Below are 17,310 nucleotides of genomic sequence, written 5' to 3' on the forward strand. Positions count from 1 at the left end.
AGGACCACCATGCTGAAGCCCCGTCAGGATCTGAAGCCGAACACGGCCGCCTACGAAACCCAGGCGCTGGTTAAGCACACCGGTTTCCGCGAATACGATGCACGCTGGATCCTGGAAAAAGAGATCAATCTCCTCGGCATCCAGGCGCTAGGTCTGGGCTTGGCCACCTATGTCCACGAAATCGGCGTACCGCCGAAGATCGTCACCGGCCATGATTTTCGCAGCTACAGCCTCAGCGTCAAACAGGCCCTGATCCTGGGCCTGCTGGAAGGCGGGATGGAGGTTCTGGACGTCGGCCTGGCCCTGTCTCCCATGGCCTATTTCGGCCAGTTCGAACTGGACGCGCCCTGCGTGGCTATGGTCACCGCCAGCCATAATGAGAACGGCTGGACTGGCGTGAAGATGGGGGCGAACAAGCCCCTGACCTTCGGCCCCGAGGAGATGGGCCGACTGAAAGAGATCGTGCTGAACGGCGAGGGCGTGACCCGCCCGGGCGGCAAGCTGGTCCGGGTCGAGGACTTCCGCGAGACCTATGTCGCCGATGTGGCCTCCAAGGTTCAGATCAAGCGGCCGCTGAAGGTCGTCTGCGCCTGCGGCAACGGCACGGCCGGCGCCTTCGCCCCAGACGCTTTGCGCCGCATGGGGGTCGAGGTGATCGAGATGGACACCGACCTCGACTACACCTTCCCCAAATACAATCCGAACCCGGAAGATCACGCCATGCTGGTGCAGATGGCCCAGCGGGTGCGCGAGACCGGCGCCGATCTGGCCCTGGGCTTCGACGGCGACGGCGACCGCTGCGGCGTGGTGGACGACACGGGCGAGGAGATCTTCGCCGACAAGATCGGTCTGATGCTGGCCCGCGACCTGTCCAAGGTCTATCCGGACAGCACCTTCGTCGTCGATGTGAAATCGACCGGCCTCTACAAGACCGACGAGATCCTCAAGGCCAACGGCGCCGAGGTGGTCTATTGGAAGACGGGCCATTCCTACATCAAACGCAAGACCGCCGAACTGGGCGCCCTGGCCGGGTTCGAGAAGTCGGGCCATTTCTTCATGGCCGGCGATCTGGGGCATGGGTATGACGACGGCCTGGTCGCGGCCGGGGCCGTCCTGGCCATGCTGGACCGCAATCCGGGCAAGAAACTGAGCGAGCTAAAGTCGGCCCTGCCCGACGCCTGGACCAGCCTGACCATGTCGCCCCATTGCGACGACGAGCTGAAGTACGGCGTGCTGGAGCGGATCGTGAAGGAATACTCAGATCTGGCTGAGGCCGGCGGCGAAATCCTAGGCCGCAAGATCCTGGAGGCCATCACCGTCAACGGCGTTCGGGTTCACCTGGACGACGGATCCTGGGTCCTGGTCCGCGCCTCGTCGAACAAGCCGGAACTGGTGGTCGTGGTCGAAAGCATGTGGTCGGAAGACGACATGCGTGATCTCTTCCGCAAGGAAATCAAGCCTCGTCTGGCCGCCTATCCGGAAATCGGCGCCTTTAACCAGGAAATCTGAAAGATCACAGAAGGCTGAACCAATCGGCTCCGTGGCCGCTACCTCCCTTGCCTGCTGTCAGGAGGAACGATTGCCGCGCTACTTTTTCCATACCCAGAACGGCGACTGCATCCGCGACGACCAGGGCGAGGAGCTGAAGAGCGTCGACGCCGCCAGGGAGGAGGCCGTCGCCGTTCTGGGCGAGATTTTGCGTTATCGCGGGTCGTCCTTCTGGAATACGGGGGCGTTCAGCGTCATCGTCACGGATGCGGACGGTCAGACGGTCGTCAGCGTCACCGCAGCCGCCTCGGACGACGCGCCTGACGGATGGAGCCTGGTGGAAACAGCGTCATGAGCAGACCTCGCGCCGCACCCAAGATCACCACGCTGGTCGAGAAGCTGTCTCTGCGCGACCGCATCTCGCCGGACGAGATCGAGGCTCTGCAAAAGGCGCTGGAGTCGCCCAAGACCGTCGCCGCAGGTTCTGACATCGTGCGCGAACATACGCGGCCATTGCACAGCACGCTGCTGATCTCCGGCTTTTCGGCCCGCTACTCCACGTTGGAAGACGGCGCGCGCCAGATCACCGAGATCAATGTGGCCGGTGACTTCATCGACCTGCACAGCCTGTTGATGAAGCAGATGGATCATGGGGTAGTCGCCCTGACGGAGTGCGTCATCGCCGAGGCGCCCCATAGCGGCCTGATCGACATCACAGAACGCCATCCGCACCTGACACGTCTGCTGTGGCTGGACACCATCATCGACGCCGCCATCCATCGCCAATGGCTGGTCGCCATGGGTCGGCGCAGCGGTCTGGGTCATCTCGCGCATCTGGTCTGCGAGCTATATCTGCGTCTTCAGGCCGTCGGCCAGACCGGTGACCTGAGCTTCGACCTGCCGCTGACGCAGGCCGTTCTGGGCGACGCTCTGGGCCTGTCTACGGTCCATGTCAGCCGTTTGATCTCGGAACTGCGCGGCGAGGGCGTGGTCAACTGGTCAGGCGGTCGGATCGACATCCTCGACTGGCGCCGCCTGGCCGAGATCGCCGAGTTCGACCCGACCTATCTGAGGCTTCAGAGCGACCCCGTCTGACCCCTTAACGCATGTTATCGCGCAGAACGCCGTTTGGCGGTCTACACGGCGCATGTCCACGTCGAACCTCGCACGGTCGCTGCTCTCCCTACTGGCCGTTCAAGGCTTGGACGAGGGCGATGCCTTCAATGCTGCGCCCGGCGAACGCACCGCCCTGACGCGTGATGGCGAACCCCAGGTCACCTTCATTCTTGATGGAGTCGCCGCCCGTCTCGGCCCGGATGAAACCCTGTCGCGCGGCCTGGCCTCCCGCGACGACTTGATCAATTTCGACGCCGTGACGGAATGCGGCGAGAAGGAAGTCGCCCTGTGGCTGACGGCGGGACGGTTCCTGACCGTGCCGGCGCGACGGCTGGCCCAGCGGATCGACCGCGAGACCCTGATCGAGGCGACCTTGACCGACCTGCGCCGCCGCAACGCCGCGCTTCAAGCTGAGCTAGGACGTCACGCGGCCCTCAAGGTCAGCCAGCGTCTGGCAACGCTCATCCTTGACGTTCACGACCAGGGCGGCGGCGACACTGTATCCCTGCGTCAGAGCGACTTGGCCGACCTGATGTCGGTGCGGCGCGCCAGCGTCTCGACAGCCTGCACCGAACTGTGCGCGGCGGGCGCGCTGCGCTTAAGGCGTGGCGCGATCCAGATCGCCGATGTCGAGGCCCTGCGCGAGACGGCGGCCGCGCCTCACTCCACCGTGACGGACTTGGCGAGGTTCCTCGGCTGATCCACGTCGGTGCCCTTCTGGACGGCGGTGTAATAGGCCAGCAGTTGCACCGGCACGGCATAGACCAGGGGTGCGATCAACGGGTGGCAATCGGGAGCGTGTATACGCCGGATTCCGGCGCCGTGAAGGTCGGGTGCGCTCTCCGGCGCGATCATGATGACCGGGCCGCCGCGGGCCGCCACTTCCTGAAGGTTGGATGCGGTCTTCTCGAACACATCGTCCAGCGGGGCCAGGGCGATGGTCGGGGTCTCCTCGTCGATCAGGGCGATGGGACCGTGCTTCAACTCGCCAGCGGCATAGCCTTCCGCATGGATATAGCTGATCTCCTTCAGCTTCAGCGCCCCTTCCATGGCCAGCGGGAACATGGCGCCCCGACCCAGGAACAGGACATCGTCGGCCTTGGCCAGGTCCTGAACGACGGCGCGGATGCTGTCGCCCATCGTCAGGGCCTCGGCGATCAGGCGGGGGCTTTCGAACAGGGCCTTGACCAGTTCGGCCTCTTGGGCCGCATCGATCCGGCCGCGCGCCACGCCGGCCGCGACGGCCAGCGCCAGCAGGGCCGCGACCTGGGCGGTGAAAGCCTTGGTCGAGGCGACGCCGATTTCCGGCCCGGCATGGGTGGGCCACAACACCGCGGCCTCGCGCGCCATGGACGAGGAATGGACGTTGACGACCGCGGCGGTGTTCAACCCTTGCGCCTTGCACCAGGTCAGGCTGGCCAGGGTGTCGGCGGTCTCGCCCGACTGGCTGACGGCGACCGCCAGGGTTTTTTGCGACACCGCCGGCGAGCGGTAGCGGAACTCGGACGCGATCTCGACGTCGCAGGGCAGGCCCGCCAGCTTCTCGAACGCATAACGGCCGATCTGACCGGCGTAGAAGGCGGTGCCGCAGGCCACGATCTGAATTCGGTCGATGGCGGCGAAATCGACGGTGTTCGTCTTGGCCGTGCCGGTCACCAGGTCGAGATATTCCGACAGGGTGTGCTGGACGCTGTCGGGCTGTTCATGGATCTCCTTTTCCATGAAGTGACGATACTCGCCCTTCTCGACCATGGCCGAGGACGCCGAGACCTGGACGATGGCGCGTTCGACCGGCTTGCCCGCCACGTCGAACATCTGGGCGCCGGCCTTGGTCACGGCGACGTAATCGCCCTCTTCCAGGTAGGAAATCTTCTGCGTGAAGGGACCGACCGCGAGCGCGTCCGAGCCCAGATACATCTCGTCCTCGCCCCAGCCGACGACCAGCGGGCTGCCGCGACGCGCGCCCAGGATCAGGTCGTCCGTCCCGTCGATCAGCACAGCCAGCGCATAGGCGCCGGTCAGGCGATCCAAGGTGATCTTGAACGCCTCAAGCGGCGCACGACCCGTATTCAGTTCGGCATCCAGCAGGTGGGCGATGACCTCGGTGTCGGTTTGGCTTTCAAAGACGTGGCCCTCGGCGGCCAGTTCGGCCTTCAGCTCGGCGAAATTCTCGATGATGCCGTTGTGGACCAGGGTGACGCGGCCGGCCTTGTGCGGGTGGGCGTTAGCCGTCGTGGGGGCGCCGTGCGTGGCCCAGCGGGTATGGCCGATGCCGACCGTCGCCGTCATCGGCTCCTCGACCAGAACGGCTTCCAGATTGCGGATCTTGCCCTTGGCGCGGCGGCGTTCAACTGAGCCGTCCACGACCGCTGCGACGCCGGCCGAGTCATAGCCGCGGTATTCCAGCCGTTTCAGGCTGTCGATCAGCCGGGGAACGACAGGTCCGTTGCCGGTGACGCCGATGATGCCGCACATAAGCGAAGGCTCCGAGAGGTCAGGGAAAGGGGCGCCGCTTTGCACTGGCGGCGATCCGGGGCTAAGCCACACATCAAGCCCCACCGGCCGTCTATGCAATCTTAAGGCGGGCCGCATCAAAAAAGGGGTTTCGGAACGTTACCCGAAACAAAGGACCAGGCCTTGGGCGACAGAAAATATTTCGGCACCGACGGGATTCGCGGGCGCGCCAACACCTATCCGATGACGGCCGAGGTCGCGCTGCGCGTCGGTTTGGCCGCTGGAAAACTGTTCCGCACCGACGACGACCGCCGTCATCTGGTGGTGATCGGCAAGGACACCCGCCTGTCCGGCTATACGATCGAGCCGGCGCTGGTCGCCGGTTTCGCTTCGGTGGGCATGGACGTGCGCACCTTCGGCCCGGTGCCGACGCCGGGCGTGGCCATGCTGACCCGCTCGATGCGGGCTGACCTGGGCGTGATGATCTCGGCCTCGCACAACGACTATGCCGACAACGGGATCAAACTGTTCGGGCCGGACGGCTACAAGCTGTCGGACGAGATCGAGCTGAAGATCGAGGCCATGATGGACCAAGGCCTGGACCAGGGCCTGGCGCCGTCGAACAAGCTGGGTCGGGTCAAGCGGATCGACGACGCCCAGGCCCGCTATATCGAGATCGCCAAACAGGCCTTCCCCAAACGGCTGACGCTGCAAGGGCTGCGCATCGCCGTCGATTGCGCCAACGGCGCCGGCTACAAGGTCGCGCCCACCACCCTGTTCGAACTGGGGGCCGAGGTCTTCCCCGTCGGGGTGACGCCGAACGGGACCAACATCAACGCCGAGTGCGGCTCGACCCATCCGGCGACCCTGGTCGATGCGGTCAAACGCTACCGCGCCGACATCGGCATCGCCCTGGACGGCGACGCCGACCGGCTGATCATCTGCGACGAAAAGGGCCAGGTCGTGGACGGGGATCAGATCATGGCCCTGGTCGGGCTGGACTGGGCCAGACGCGGCCTCCTGACCGGCGGCGGCATCGTCGCCACGGTTATGTCCAACCTAGGGCTGGAGCGCCGGCTGACGGCCGAGGGCCTGACGCTGGAGCGGACCAAGGTCGGCGACCGCTATGTGATGGAGCGGATGCGCGAGGGCGGCTTCAACATCGGCGGCGAACAGTCGGGCCACATCATCCTGCACGACCACGCCACCACCGGCGACGGCCTGATGGCGGCGCTGCAGGTGCTGGCGGTGCTGGTCGAATCCGGCAAGCCGATGAGCGAACTGGCCCGTCAATTCGATCCCGTGCCGCAAAAGCTGGAGAACGTCCGCTTCACCGCCGAAAAACCGCTGGAGACCGCTGCGGTCAAGACCGCCATCGCCGAGGCCGAGGCGTCGCTGAACGGTCAGGGCCGCCTGCTGGTGCGACCGTCGGGCACGGAAAAGCTGATCCGCGTGATGGCCGAGGGCGACGACGAGGCCTTGGTGAAACGGGTGGTGGCCGATGTCGCCGGCGCGGTGCGCGCCGCCGGCTGAGGATCGGCCTCTAAGGCTTGCACGCCGCCGGCGGGTCGCCGTCGCGTTCCCACAGTTTGCAGGACCGGTCGATCTCGCCCTGGATCAGGTCGCAAGGGTTGGCGGCGTTGCAGGGCGGGCGCGTCGCCGGGCTGACCTGGATGCAGCGTTCGACCAGGCGAGCCGAGGCGGTGGTGCCGATGGCTTCGCGGCAGGGAACCTCGCTGACGGGAACCGGCTGAGCGGGCATGTCCGGGCCCTCGGGGATTTTGGCCTCGGGGTCCTCGGCCGGCGGGGTCGTTTCCTTCTCCGCAACGGCCGGCTTGGCGGGCGCGGCAGGCGGCGGAGCGTCAGGCGCCAGCGGAACCGCATCGATGACGTCGCTGTTCGCCGCCGCATCCCCGGACGCAGGCGAGTCCGCCGGGCCGGCGCGTTGACAGCCGGCCATCAGCACGGCGCAGGCGGCAAGCGAAAGCCATTGGGATCGACGCATCGACTTGTCTCCGGTCAGAACCAACCGGACAAGAATGCCCGCCTGCGGCCGAGGGCGAAACCCCCTATCGCTTCACCGCCGCCAGCGCCGCCTTCTGCAAGGCGAACAGTTCGGTGCAGCCGACCTCGGCCAGCGAGAACAGCCGGTCGAACTCGGCGCGCGAGAAGCCGCGCTTCTCGCCGGTGGCCTGGACCTCGACGATCTGGCCCGCGCCGGTCAGGACGAAGTTGGAATCGGCTTCCGCCTCCGAGTCCTCTTCGTAATCCAGGTCCAGAACGGGCACGCCGTTGCAGATGCCGCACGAAACGGCCGCCACCTGATCCGTGATCGGATCGGCCTTGAGCACGCCCTCGTCGCGCAGATAGTTGAGCGCCAGGCTCATGGCGACCCAGGCGCCGGTGATCGAGGCCGTGCGCGTGCCGCCGTCGGCCTGGATGACGTCGCAGTCGATCAGCACCTGACGTTCGCCCAGCGCCTTGAGGTCCACCACGGCGCGTAAGGAGCGGCCGATCAGCCGCTGAATCTCTTGCGTGCGACCCGACTGTTTGCCCGCGGCGGCCTCGCGACGGCCGCGCGTGTGGGTGGCGCGCGGCAGCATGCCGTATTCCGCCGTCACCCAGCCCTGGCCCGTGTTGCGCATCCAGCCCGGCACCTTCTCCTCGATCGAGGCGGTCACCAGCACCTTGGTGTTGCCGAAGGTGATCAGGCACGAACCCTCGGCATAGCGGTTGACGCCGGTCTCGATGGTCACGGGACGCAGTTGGTCGTCGGTGCGTTGCGAATGGCGCATTGAGAGCACTCCTTGGAAGTCTGGCCTTGGAAGCCGAGGCGGCGGTGCTTATCCTGAAACCGTGAGCCTGTATGCCCCCAAAACCCCGCCGTTCGATGGCGCCCAGTCTCTCGCGGGACTGGCAGGGCTGGACGCACGCGCCCGCCATATCTTCCGCCGCATCGTCGAGAGCTATCTGGAGACGGGCGAGCCGGTCGGGTCGCGCACCCTGTCGCTGGGGGGCATCGCCCTGTCACCCGCCTCGATCCGCAACACCATGCAGGACCTGACCCTGGCGGGACTGCTGGCCGCACCCCATACCTCAGCAGGCCGTATTCCGACCCACGCCGGCCTGCGTCTGTTCGTCGACGGCCTCTTGGAAGTCGGCGACCTGACCAAGGAGGAGCGACGCGAGATCGACGGGCGTCTGGCCGGACGGGGCCGGAACTTCGAATCCGCTCTGGACGAGGCGTCCAACCTCTTGTCCGGCTTGGCGGGCGGCGCGGGCGTGGTGTCCAGCCCCGTGCGCGATTCCGGCGTCAAACATGTGGAGTTCGTCGCCCTGGGCGGGGATCAGGCCCTGGCGGTGATCGTCGCCGACGACGGCACGGTCGAGAACCGGATCATGGCCCTGTCGGCGGGCGTCACACCCTCCACCCTGGTCGAGGCCTCCAACTTCCTCAACGCGCGCCTGCGCGGCCGCCCCTTCGCCGACGCCAAGCGCGAGATGACGCATGAGCTGGAAATCGCCCGACGCGAACTGGACCAGACCGCGGCCCGCCTGGTCGAGGACGGATTCGCCGCCTGGTCAGGGGGCCCCGACCGCGAGCGCGCCCTGATCGTGCGCGGCCGCGCCAACCTGCTACAGGACGGCGAGGGACTGGCGGACCTAGAACGGGTGCGCGTCCTGTTCGACGATCTGGAGCAGAAGGAACAGCTGATCGGCCTGCTGGACGGCGTCGATGCGGCCCAGGGCGTGCGCATTTTCATCGGCGCGGAAACACGGTTGTTTTCACTTTCGGGTTCCGCCGTGATCGCGGCGCCCTATATGAGCGGCCGACAAAGGGTTCTGGGCGCCATCGGCGTCATAGGGCCTGCAAGACTGAACTACGCCCGTGTCATTCCGTTGGTGGACTATACCGCCCGGGTGCTGGGCCGGATGCTGGACGGGAACGACAAGTGAGCGACAAACCCCTTAACGACGAATTCGACGCCCTGGATGCGGCCGAGACCGACGCCGAACACGGCCTGGACGCCCATCCTTCTGAAAATCGGGGGGACGACCTGACGCCCCTCGACGCCGTCATCGCCGAGCGCGACGAGTGGAAGGACCGCGCCCTGCGCGTCGCCGCCGAGATGGAGAACCTGAAGCGCCGTTCGGAGACGCAGCAGAACGACGCCCGCGCCTTCGCCATCCAGCGCTTCGCCAAGGACCTGCTGGGCGTGGCCGACAATCTGGAACGCGCCCTGATGGCCGCGCCCAAGGACGCAGAGGGCGCCACCGCCGGCCTGGTGACCGGGCTGGAACTGACCCAGAAGGCCCTGCTGCAAGCCTTCGACAGCAACGGCCTGAAGCGTGTCGCGCCAGAAGCCGGCGAGGCCTTCAACCCGCATCTGCATCAGGCGATGATGGAACAGCCGTCGGAGACGGTGCCCGGCGGATCGGTGCTTCAGACCATGCAGTCCGGCTTCGAACTGTTCGGCCGCACCGTCCGTCCCGCCATGGTCATCGTCGCCGCCAAGGGCTCCGGCGCGCAAGCCCAGAACCCCTACGGCGCCGCGCAGGCGCCCGAGGGTCAGGCCTTCGACGGCAAGGCCTGATCCAGGGGTCAGCGGGCGGCGTCGGTCAGAACTGACGCCGCCACGCCCCGATCAGGGCGAACTCGGGCTGTGCATCCGCCACATGGCGCGGCTCGCGGCTGGCCACGGCCTGAAGCGTCATGCTGGAGCCGTCCCAGAGCCGGCGCTCGCCGCCCAGGATGAAGTCGATCTGACGACCGCTGGGCGTCGCTGAGAAGCTGCGCCGCGAGTAGGTCAGGGGATCGAAATATTCGACCGGCACATCGGCCAGCAGCGCCGAGAAGGTTCCGCTCTCGATCCGCAGCGGCTGCGACAGGGTGAAGCTGATCCGGTCGCACAGCATCGAACAGCCGGTCAGCAGGCCCAGCCGCCAGTTCGAGCTGATGGCCGCCTGATCCATCGACAGGAATCGGCCCTCGATCCGGGTCGAACCCATGCCCGCTTCGCCGATCAGTCGCAGACCCCGCCTCAGCGTCCAGTCGCCGCCCACGGCATAGAAGCTGGTGCGCGATGGCAAGGCGAAGTCCGACCCGCCGGGCAGGAAGGCGCCCAAGGGCCCAAGACGTTCATCCAGGGCGCCTACGCTGAATGACAGACCGCCTTCCGCGCCTCGCCATCCGATCGCCGCTCGGCTATAGGTTGAGGCATCCTCCTCGACCCGGCGCAGGGGCATGCGGCGGTCGCCGCCGCCGCTTTCCGCCGAAACGGTCACGGCGCCGAACCGCATAGCCCCGCGCACCGCATGGTCGGCCTGGGCCAGGGACGCGAAGCCGTCGCCGGCCGCGCCTTCGAACGGCGAAGCAGCCCCGCCCTTGCCCTGCCAGACCGAGAAGTTCATCCGGCCCGTTTCCAGGTCCAGCATCGCCTCCTGGCGCGGCTCATCGCCCATCCACGGCGCATCATAGAGGTCGTGACGCGGCGCCACGGGTTCGGGCGTCGCGCTGGGCTGGGCCGCGATCAGGTTCAGCCGTCCGCCGCCCGGCAGGTCCAGGGTGGTGGTGGCGGTGGTGTTCTGTTCGAACGGTGCGGCCTGATAGGATCGGCTGGGCGCCGTCGGATAGGCCCCGCCTAACTGCACCGCGAACATCCGGTCATAGGCGTCGTACAGCACCGTGTTCAGCGCACTCTGACGCAGGAAGGCGTCGCCGAAGGCCGCGCCGACGAAGCTGCCCGGCTCGCTGAGGGTGACGATGGAGCTTCCGTCCGCCATCGGGGTGGAGGTCGTACCGACCGGGCGGAAGGCGCCGGCCATGTCCAGCAGGCCGCGCCCATAGACGATGTCGGTTCCCGGATCACCTGCATCACGCGCCGTATCGACCAGAATAGCCAGGGCCGCCCGCGCAGTCAGATTGGGGAAGGCCTGCATCAGCAGGGCCAGGGCGCCCGAGACATGCGGCGCCGAGAACGAAGTCCCATTGACCCGCCAGCAAGACGTGCCCTCGCAGCCCGTGATGACGTCCTCGCCGGGCGCTGAAATATAACCGGCCGCCGTATCGCCCGCCCGGTTCGAGAAGCTGGACATCAAATCGGTGGCGCCATGCGAACCGACTGCGATCACGCTGCCAGCGAACCGGGGGTCGATGGCGTAGCGCGCAGGCCAGCCGGGATTGGCCTCGCCGTCGTTGCCGGATGACGCCACGATCACTGCGCCCGCGTTGACGGCGCGCAGCAGCGCCGCCTCGAACGCCGAGCCCAACCGCCCGTCGCCGCCCAGCGACATGTTGATGATCTTGACCCCGTTGGCGACGGCGTAGTCCAGGGCGCGCACCAGGTCCGAACTGCTGAAACAGACCTCGGTATTCTTGTCCGTGCAGTCCGAGATGTCGGTGCGGATCGACAGGATCGTCGACTGATAGGCCACGCCGATCGTGCCGAAACCGTTGAAGTTCGAGGCGATGACGCCCGACACGCGTGTGCCGTGGCTGCTTGAGGCGACATAGGGGGTGTTGCGGCCCGCGACCACATCGGTCGAGGCGCTGGAAATCCGCCCTTCAAGCTCGGGCAGGGTGTTGGCGATGCCGGAATCGACGACGGCCACGGTGACGCCCGACCCGGTCGCACCGGCCTGCCAGGCGACCTGGGCCTTCATATTGGCCAGGCCGTAGTTCCGCAGATATTCGCTTGATGTCACCGAGGGCGGGGGCGGCGGGGGCGGTGGTGGCGGAGGAGGAGGAGGAGGAGGTGGCGGAGGAGGGGGCGGAACAGGGGGCGTGATCGTGCCGCCACCACCACCGCCGCCTCCCCCGCCGCCGCACGCGGCCAGCGGAAGGAACAACAGGCTCAGGCCCAGAACGACCGCCCCGCGACGCCGCAATCCGTTCATGTCCAACCCTCCACTCAGGCCGCCCTCAGCAGCCTTCACATCAGTAACGCCCTAATTCTTTAACGCTTTATCGAAGGTCGCCAGCAGTTTGGACCAACCGTCCCTGGCGTCGGTCTCGGAATAGCTGGCGCGGTAGTCGGCGTGGAAACCGTGCTGGGCGTCTGGGTAGACGACGATCTGACTGCCGGTCTGACCCGCGCGGGCCAGGGCCTCGCGCATACGCTCCACGCTGGCCAGCGGAATGCCCTGGTCCTTGCCGCCATACAGGCCCAGCACCGGCGCCTTGAGGTCATCGGTGATATCGACCGGCCACGGCTGACCCGACGAGATCTGCACCGGCGTCGCATCGGCGGCGGGGGCCAGACGGCCATACCAAGCCACGCCGGCGCCGATGGCGGCGAAGCGGGCCGCCGCCTGCCACACCACCTTGCCGCCCCAGCAATAGCCGGTGATCCCGACCTTGCCGTCCTTGGCCCACGACTGCTGGCTGGCCCACTCCAGCGTCACCGACAGGTCGCCCATCACCTGCTCGTAGTTGGCGGCCCCGACGATCTGCATGATCCGCTGCATGTCCGACAGGGGCGCGGGATCCTCGACCCGGTTGAAGAAGGCGGGTGCGATGGCGGCATAGCCCTGCTTGGCCAGGCGGCGGCAGATGTCGCGGATATATTCGTGGACGCCGAAGATCTCGGACACCACGACGACGACCGGGAAGGGCCCCTCGCCTGCCGGCCGCGCCACATAGGCCGGGAGTTCGAAGCCGTCGGGCGCGGCATAGGTCACCGTCTCGGTCGCCAGTCCGTCCGCGTCCGTCGTGATCGGCTTGGCCTCCTTGGCTAGGGCCGCCACGGCGTATCCGGAGAACAACAGCCCCCCAAGCGCCCCCAGGCTTCGTCGGCTCAGCTTGAGATCGTCGGCGGTCTGGCCTTCGGGACGGATCAGGACGGTCATCGGCGGGGGCTCCGGTCATCTGTCAGATGATCGACAGTGGCCCCAGCCGTTATCCGCGTCCAGTCACGAAGACGCGGAATGAAGAGCGCTCAAGCAGCGAGCGACCGCGTCGCGAGCGGTAGCGCGCTTCATTCCCAGCATCAGTGCCTGAAGACCCGCACGCCAGTGAAGGCCATGGCGATGCCCTTCTCGTCTGCGGCGGCGATAACCTCGGCGTCGCGCATCGAACCGCCCGGCTGGATCACCGCCGTGGCGCCGGCCGAGACCGCTTCCAGCAGACCGTCGGCAAATGGGAAGAAGGCTTCGGACGCACAGGCCGAACCTTCCGCCAGCGACTGGGTCAGACCCTTGGCCTCGCCCGCCTCCTTGGCGCGGATCGCGGCGATGCGCGCGCTGTCGCGGCGGTTCATCTGGCCGGCGCCGATGCCGGCGGTCTGGCCGTCCTTGGCGTAGACGATGGCGTTGGACTTGACGTGTTTGGCCACGGTGAAGGCGAACAGCATGTCCTGGATCTCGGTCGGCGTCGGCTGGCGCTTGGTGACGATCTTCAGGTCCGACGGCTTGATCAGCGAACGGTCGCGAGATTGGATCAGGAAGCCGCCGGCGACCGAGCGGAACACCTCGCCCGGCCCGTGCGGATCGGGCAGGCCGTCGGTGATCAGCAGGCGCAGGTTCTTCTTCGAAGCAAAGACTTCCTTGGCCTCGTCGTCGGCGCCGGGGGCGATGACCACTTCGGTGAAAATGCCGGTGATGGCGCGGGCGTCGTCGCCGTTCAGCGGGCGGTTGACCGCGATCACGCCCCCAAAAGCGGAGACGGCGTCGCATTCCAGCGCGCGGGCGTAGGCTTCCGACAGGTCCTTGCCCACGGCGACGCCGCAGGGGTTGGCGTGTTTGACGATGACCACGGCCGGGGCCTCGAACTCCGCGACCAGCTCATAGGCGGCGTCGGCGTCGGCGATATTGTTGTAGCCCAGCTCCTTGCCCTGGACCTGGGTCGCATAGGCCACGCCCGGACGGCGTTCGCCGGTGCGATAAAAGGCGCCGGTCTGGTGCGGGTTCTCGCCATAGCGCAGGGTCTGGGCCAACGACCCGGCGATGGACTTGCGGGCGGGGGCGACGTCCTCGACCTGGCTCGCGAACCAGCCCGAGACGGCGGCGTCATAGGCGGCGGTGCGGGCGAAGGCGCGGGCGGCCAGGCGCTTGCGCAAGTTGAGGTCGGTCGAGCCCACGGCCTTCAGCGCCTCCAGAATCAGGCCGATGCTTTCGCTATCGACGGCGACCGACACATAGCCGTGGTTCTTCGAGCCGGACCGGATCATGGCCGGCCCGCCGATGTCGATGTTCTCGACCGCCGCCTCGAACGATCCGCCAGCCGCGACGGTGGATTCGAACGGATAGAGGTCGATCCAGACGATATCGATGGCGCCGATGCCGTGGTCGGTCATGGCCTGGGCATGGTCGGCCGCATCGCGCACGCCGAGCAGGCCGCCGTGGACGATGGGGTGCAGGGTCTTGACCCGGCCGTCCATCATCTCGGGGAAGCCGGTAAGGTCGGCCACATCCTTGACGGGCAGACCCAGTTTCTCGATCGCCGCACGCGTGCCGCCGGTCGAGACCAGTTCGACGCCCAGGTCATGCAGGGTACGGGCCGCATCCTCCAGCCCCGCCTTGTCGGACAGGGAGATCAGGGCGCGTTGCGGCTTCACCTGATCGGGCGCGGGCGGAAAGTCGGGAGCGGCGGGCATGAGGCGGCGTCCGTGAAGGCTGGGGGAGGATGGCGCGCCCTCTAGCGCCAATCCGTCGCCCCGTCACCCCACGGACGGTTTCAGCTCGGATCGCCGCTCGCGCCGGCTGGGCTCAGCTTCCAGCGGATCTTGCTCTCGCTGTCGGTCCGGGCCGAGCCGCGCACCACGATCTGCAAGCTGCGGCGCGTCAGGCCGGCGTCGATGTGGACGCTGGGCTCAATGGCTACGTCGGGGCCGTCGGTCCTGAACCACCAGCCCCGGCCCGAGGCGCCGCGCAGCAGGATCGAGCGGCGGTCGCGCGCCAGCGAGGCCTGAACCCCCGGCTCCAGATGAAAACGGATGGCGTAGGGGGCCGCGATCTGGCGCACCATCTCCTTGCGGCCCGGCGTCGGGAACAGCTTCTCCTCGGCCCGCAGCTCATCCAGCCGCTGGTCGAGATACAGCCGCCGCTGATGGTTCAGGCCGAACAGTTCGTTCCAGCCGTCGTGCTCCATCTCCAGCCAGACGGCGCCGTCGCCGTCGCGCAGGTCCGTGGTCACATGGATCGGCGGCCCGACCAGGCGCGGGCCCAGCAGGTCGCCCTTCCAGCCGCCCAGCGGCTCGTTCAGCGACCGTTCGCCCAGGGTCAGGGTCGAATGGGCGGGCGTCAGGCGAAGGGCTTGGCGATCCGTCGAAGCCGGGGTCCAGCCCGAGCCGGTGACCAGTCGGTCCTTGCCGCAGGCGATCTCCAGCGCCATCGGCTGGGCGCAGGCGGCCGCGCCCCACGCGCCGCGCGCCGGCGGGGCCGCATCCGCCATGATGGTCAGCAGGGGGCTGGCGATACGCGTCAGGCCGGCGACCGTGCCGGCGGGCGAATGGGCGGGATCGCCCTTGGCCGGGGCGGCCTCGTCGTCATGGGCGCGGGCCGCCGCGACGCGTTCGGCGCTGGAGGGTCCGCCGCCCTGGTAGCTGGCCAGACGGCCGTCAGGCAGGGTCAGCAGGCGCAAGCCCTGCGTCAGCCGCGCGATGGCGGCTGAAACGCCGTCCGGCGTCGGTTCGGACAGTTGCGACAGGGCGTCGTCCAGCGTCAGCAAGTCGAGCAGAAGCTCAAGCCCCGCCTCGGGACTGCGCGTGGCGTGACCGCCGTCGTCCTGGACCGTGGCCTTCAAGGCGCCGTCCAGCCGCCCCAGCGCGCGACGACGCAAGGCCTGTCCCGGCGCGCCCGCCAGGACGCAGCCGCCGATGGCCGCCGCCGTCAGCCGTTCCGCCCGGCTGGCCAGCCCGCCGGGCGGACGCAGCAGCTGACGCGTCTGGCGCGCCAGGCTGTCGGCCAGTTTAAGCCGTTCGGCCTCGGTGGCGACGGCGCCCATCCGACGCGCGCCGCACGCCAGATTGACCACCCGCCGCCCCAAGATTTCCGGCCCCCAGGCGAAAGGCGACCACCGCGCGAAGGCGTCGGCCCAGGCCAGGGTCAGACGCAGCGCCTCGCGCGCACCTCGCTCTCCCTGGGCCATCAAGCCCGGCAGCCAGGCGAAGGCGTGAAGTTCGACGGCGAACGGCCGCGAGGGGCTGGGCCGGTTCCACGGATCAGACGGCGCCTCGACCTCCATCGAGGCCCCCGCCAGCATGAAGCGTCCGGCCAGGACATTGCGGCCCGGCGCCGGATCGTGGGGGCGGAAGTCGCGCGGCGTGGCGGCGAAGGCCGTCACCTTGCCGCCACCCAAGGTCAGTCCATAGCCCGGCAGACCATAGAGCTCGATCCACAGCTGTCGCGTCGCCACCCGCCCGGCGATGGCGGGCCACAGGCCTGGCCCCGCGATCGTGTCGCCCGAGCGCACCGGCGTGCGCACCGGGGCGCCGGGCAGGCCGGGGATCTGGCCCGAGGCGACGTCCAGCGTGGTTTCCTGCCCGCGCGGGGCGAAGGGGCCGAGCGGGCTCACAGCACGTTCTGAGGGGTGGCCGGGGCGGCTTTCAGGGCGGCGATATTGGTCGCGTAATCGCCCTTGAACACGAACGACCCGGCGACCAGAGCATCGGCCCCGGCGGCGACGCAGGCTGCGGCGTTGGCCGAGGTCACGCCGCCGTCCACCTGCAGATGCGCCGCCGAACCGGCCCGGTCCAGAATGGCCCGCGCGCCGGCGATCTTCTTCAGCGAACTGTCGATGAACTTCTGGCCGCCAAAGCCCGGATTGACCGACATGATCAGCACCAGATCGACCAGATCGACGACCTCTTCCAGGATCGACAGCGGCGTCGCCGGATTGAAAACCACGCCCGCCTTGGCGCCCAGCTGGCGAATGCGGCCCAGGGTGCGGTGCAGGTGCGGCCCGCTCTCGGGATGGACGGTCAGGACATCGGCGCCGGCTTCGCGGAACGCCTCCAGCCACGGATCGACCGGCGCGACCATCAGGTGCACGTCGAACGGCAGGCGCGTATGCGGCCGGATCGCCTTCACGATGTCGGGGCCCAGGGTGATGTTCGGCACGAAATGCCCGTCCATCACATCGACGTGGATCCAGTCGGCGCCCGCCGCCTCCAGCGCGCGGACTTCTTCACCCAGCCGCGCGAAATCGCTGGCGAGGATCGACGGACAGATCAGAGGGGTGAGGGCCATGGCCTCGGGATAAGGCGCGGCGCCGACGGGAGCAACCGGCTTGGCGAGGAAGCCCCGACATGTTCT

At 67.9% G+C, this 17,310-nt stretch carries 15 protein-coding genes; 7 read left to right on the forward strand and 8 right to left on the reverse strand.

Annotation, left to right across the window (positions count from 1 at the left end; all coding sequences use genetic code 11):
• Nucleotides 1-9: 9 nt before the first annotated feature.
• The 4 genes from ACQY72_RS09505 (at nt 10) to ACQY72_RS09520 (ending at nt 3,304) form a co-directional block, all read left to right on the forward strand.
• Nucleotides 10-1,509 (forward strand): phosphomannomutase/phosphoglucomutase, encoded by a 1,500-nt coding sequence (locus ACQY72_RS09505; RefSeq protein WP_428153223.1) that lies wholly within the window; start codon nt 10-12, stop codon nt 1,507-1,509.
• Between the two features lie 70 nt (nt 1,510-1,579).
• Nucleotides 1,580-1,843 carry a DUF6894 family protein gene (locus ACQY72_RS09510; protein WP_428153225.1) on the forward strand — a complete coding sequence of 88 codons (264 nt, stop codon included), beginning with the start codon at nt 1,580-1,582 and terminating at the stop codon, nt 1,841-1,843.
• The gene (locus ACQY72_RS09515; RefSeq protein WP_428153226.1) at nt 1,840-2,583 is read left to right on the forward strand and encodes a Crp/Fnr family transcriptional regulator; all 744 of its coding nucleotides are present in this window, start codon (nt 1,840-1,842) and stop codon (nt 2,581-2,583) included. Before ACQY72_RS09510 ends, ACQY72_RS09515 begins: the two co-directional genes overlap by 4 nt.
• 52 nt (nt 2,584-2,635) lie before the next feature.
• Nucleotides 2,636-3,304 (forward strand): Crp/Fnr family transcriptional regulator, encoded by a 669-nt coding sequence (locus tag ACQY72_RS09520; RefSeq protein ID WP_428153228.1) that lies wholly within the window; start codon nt 2,636-2,638, stop codon nt 3,302-3,304.
• Here ACQY72_RS09520 and glmS read toward each other — a convergent pair.
• Nucleotides 3,265-5,079: a glutamine--fructose-6-phosphate transaminase (isomerizing) gene (gene glmS / locus ACQY72_RS09525; RefSeq protein ID WP_428153229.1), complete on the reverse strand. Its 1,815-nt coding sequence runs from the start codon at nt 5,077-5,079 to the stop codon at nt 3,265-3,267. The two genes, ACQY72_RS09520 and glmS, sit on opposite strands and share 40 nt — an antisense overlap.
• Before the next feature lie 162 nt (nt 5,080-5,241).
• Here glmS and glmM point away from each other — a divergent pair, with 162 nt between their 5' ends.
• A complete protein-coding gene (glmM, locus tag ACQY72_RS09530) occupies nt 5,242-6,591 on the forward strand; it encodes a phosphoglucosamine mutase (protein WP_428153230.1) in 1,350 nt (449 codons plus the stop codon).
• A gap of 10 nt (nt 6,592-6,601) precedes the next feature.
• Here glmM and ACQY72_RS09535 read toward each other — a convergent pair whose 3' ends face one another.
• Together ACQY72_RS09535 and rph are read right to left on the reverse strand one after the other, a co-directional pair.
• Nucleotides 6,602-7,063, reverse strand: coding sequence for a hypothetical protein (locus tag ACQY72_RS09535; RefSeq protein WP_428153232.1), 462 nt, complete (start codon nt 7,061-7,063; stop codon nt 6,602-6,604).
• 64 nt (nt 7,064-7,127) lie between these two features.
• Complete coding sequence (gene rph, locus ACQY72_RS09540; protein ID WP_372691551.1) at nt 7,128-7,853, reverse strand: ribonuclease PH; 726 nt, start codon at nt 7,851-7,853, stop codon at nt 7,128-7,130.
• 67 nt (nt 7,854-7,920) lie between these two features.
• Here rph and hrcA point away from each other — a divergent pair, with 67 nt between their 5' ends.
• Both hrcA and grpE read left to right on the forward strand, forming a co-directional pair.
• On the forward strand, nt 7,921-9,015 hold the full coding sequence (hrcA, locus tag ACQY72_RS09545) for a heat-inducible transcriptional repressor HrcA (RefSeq protein WP_428156692.1): 1,095 nt from the start codon (nt 7,921-7,923) through the stop codon (nt 9,013-9,015).
• A 65-nt stretch (nt 9,016-9,080) separates the two neighbouring features.
• Complete coding sequence (gene grpE / locus ACQY72_RS09550) at nt 9,081-9,653, forward strand: nucleotide exchange factor GrpE (RefSeq protein WP_428156693.1); 573 nt, start codon at nt 9,081-9,083, stop codon at nt 9,651-9,653.
• Between the two features lie 25 nt (nt 9,654-9,678).
• On the opposite strand, the gene ACQY72_RS09555 is transcribed toward grpE, so the two are convergent.
• The 5 genes from ACQY72_RS09555 to rpe form a co-directional block, all read right to left on the reverse strand.
• Complete coding sequence (locus ACQY72_RS09555; protein ID WP_428153233.1) at nt 9,679-11,763, reverse strand: S8 family peptidase; 2,085 nt, start codon at nt 11,761-11,763, stop codon at nt 9,679-9,681.
• Nucleotides 11,764-12,006: 243 nt separating this feature from the next.
• Complete coding sequence (locus tag ACQY72_RS09560; RefSeq protein ID WP_428153234.1) at nt 12,007-12,906, reverse strand: dienelactone hydrolase family protein; 900 nt, start codon at nt 12,904-12,906, stop codon at nt 12,007-12,009.
• Nucleotides 12,907-13,046: 140 nt separating this feature from the next.
• Nucleotides 13,047-14,651: a bifunctional phosphoribosylaminoimidazolecarboxamide formyltransferase/IMP cyclohydrolase gene (gene purH, locus ACQY72_RS09565; RefSeq protein WP_428153235.1), complete on the reverse strand. Its 1,605-nt coding sequence runs from the start codon at nt 14,649-14,651 to the stop codon at nt 13,047-13,049.
• Nucleotides 14,652-14,731: 80 nt separating this feature from the next.
• Nucleotides 14,732-16,570, reverse strand: a complete 1,839-nt coding sequence (locus ACQY72_RS09570) for a heparinase II/III family protein (RefSeq protein WP_428153236.1) — start codon at nt 16,568-16,570, stop codon at nt 14,732-14,734.
• A complete protein-coding gene (rpe, locus tag ACQY72_RS09575) occupies nt 16,567-17,244 on the reverse strand; it encodes a ribulose-phosphate 3-epimerase (RefSeq protein WP_428153237.1) in 678 nt (225 codons plus the stop codon). Before rpe ends, ACQY72_RS09570 begins: the two co-directional genes overlap by 4 nt.
• Nucleotides 17,245-17,310: the final 66 nt, after the last annotated feature.

Source organism: Brevundimonas sp., assembly GCF_965279155.1.
In the GTDB taxonomy this organism is placed as follows: Bacteria; Pseudomonadota; Alphaproteobacteria; order Caulobacterales; family Caulobacteraceae; genus Brevundimonas.

Coding starts and splice junctions, on each gene's coding strand:
- purH (WP_428153235.1), bottom strand. CDS start 14,651: ATGCCCGCCGCTCCCGACTTTCCGCCCGCGCCCGATCAGGTGAAGCCG.
- rpe (WP_428153237.1), bottom strand. CDS start 17,244: ATGGCCCTCACCCCTCTGATCTGTCCGTCGATCCTCGCCAGCGATTTC.
- glmS (WP_428153229.1), bottom strand. CDS start 5,079: ATGTGCGGCATCATCGGCGTCACCGGCAACGGACCTGTCGTTCCCCGG.
- ACQY72_RS09560 (WP_428153234.1), bottom strand. CDS start 12,906: ATGACCGTCCTGATCCGTCCCGAAGGCCAGACCGCCGACGATCTCAAG.
- ACQY72_RS09535 (WP_428153232.1), bottom strand. CDS start 7,063: ATGCGTCGATCCCAATGGCTTTCGCTTGCCGCCTGCGCCGTGCTGATG.
- ACQY72_RS09515 (WP_428153226.1), top strand. CDS start 1,840: ATGAGCAGACCTCGCGCCGCACCCAAGATCACCACGCTGGTCGAGAAG.
- ACQY72_RS09520 (WP_428153228.1), top strand. CDS start 2,636: ATGTCCACGTCGAACCTCGCACGGTCGCTGCTCTCCCTACTGGCCGTT.
- ACQY72_RS09505 (WP_428153223.1), top strand. CDS start 10: ATGCTGAAGCCCCGTCAGGATCTGAAGCCGAACACGGCCGCCTACGAA.
- rph (WP_372691551.1), bottom strand. CDS start 7,853: ATGCGCCATTCGCAACGCACCGACGACCAACTGCGTCCCGTGACCATC.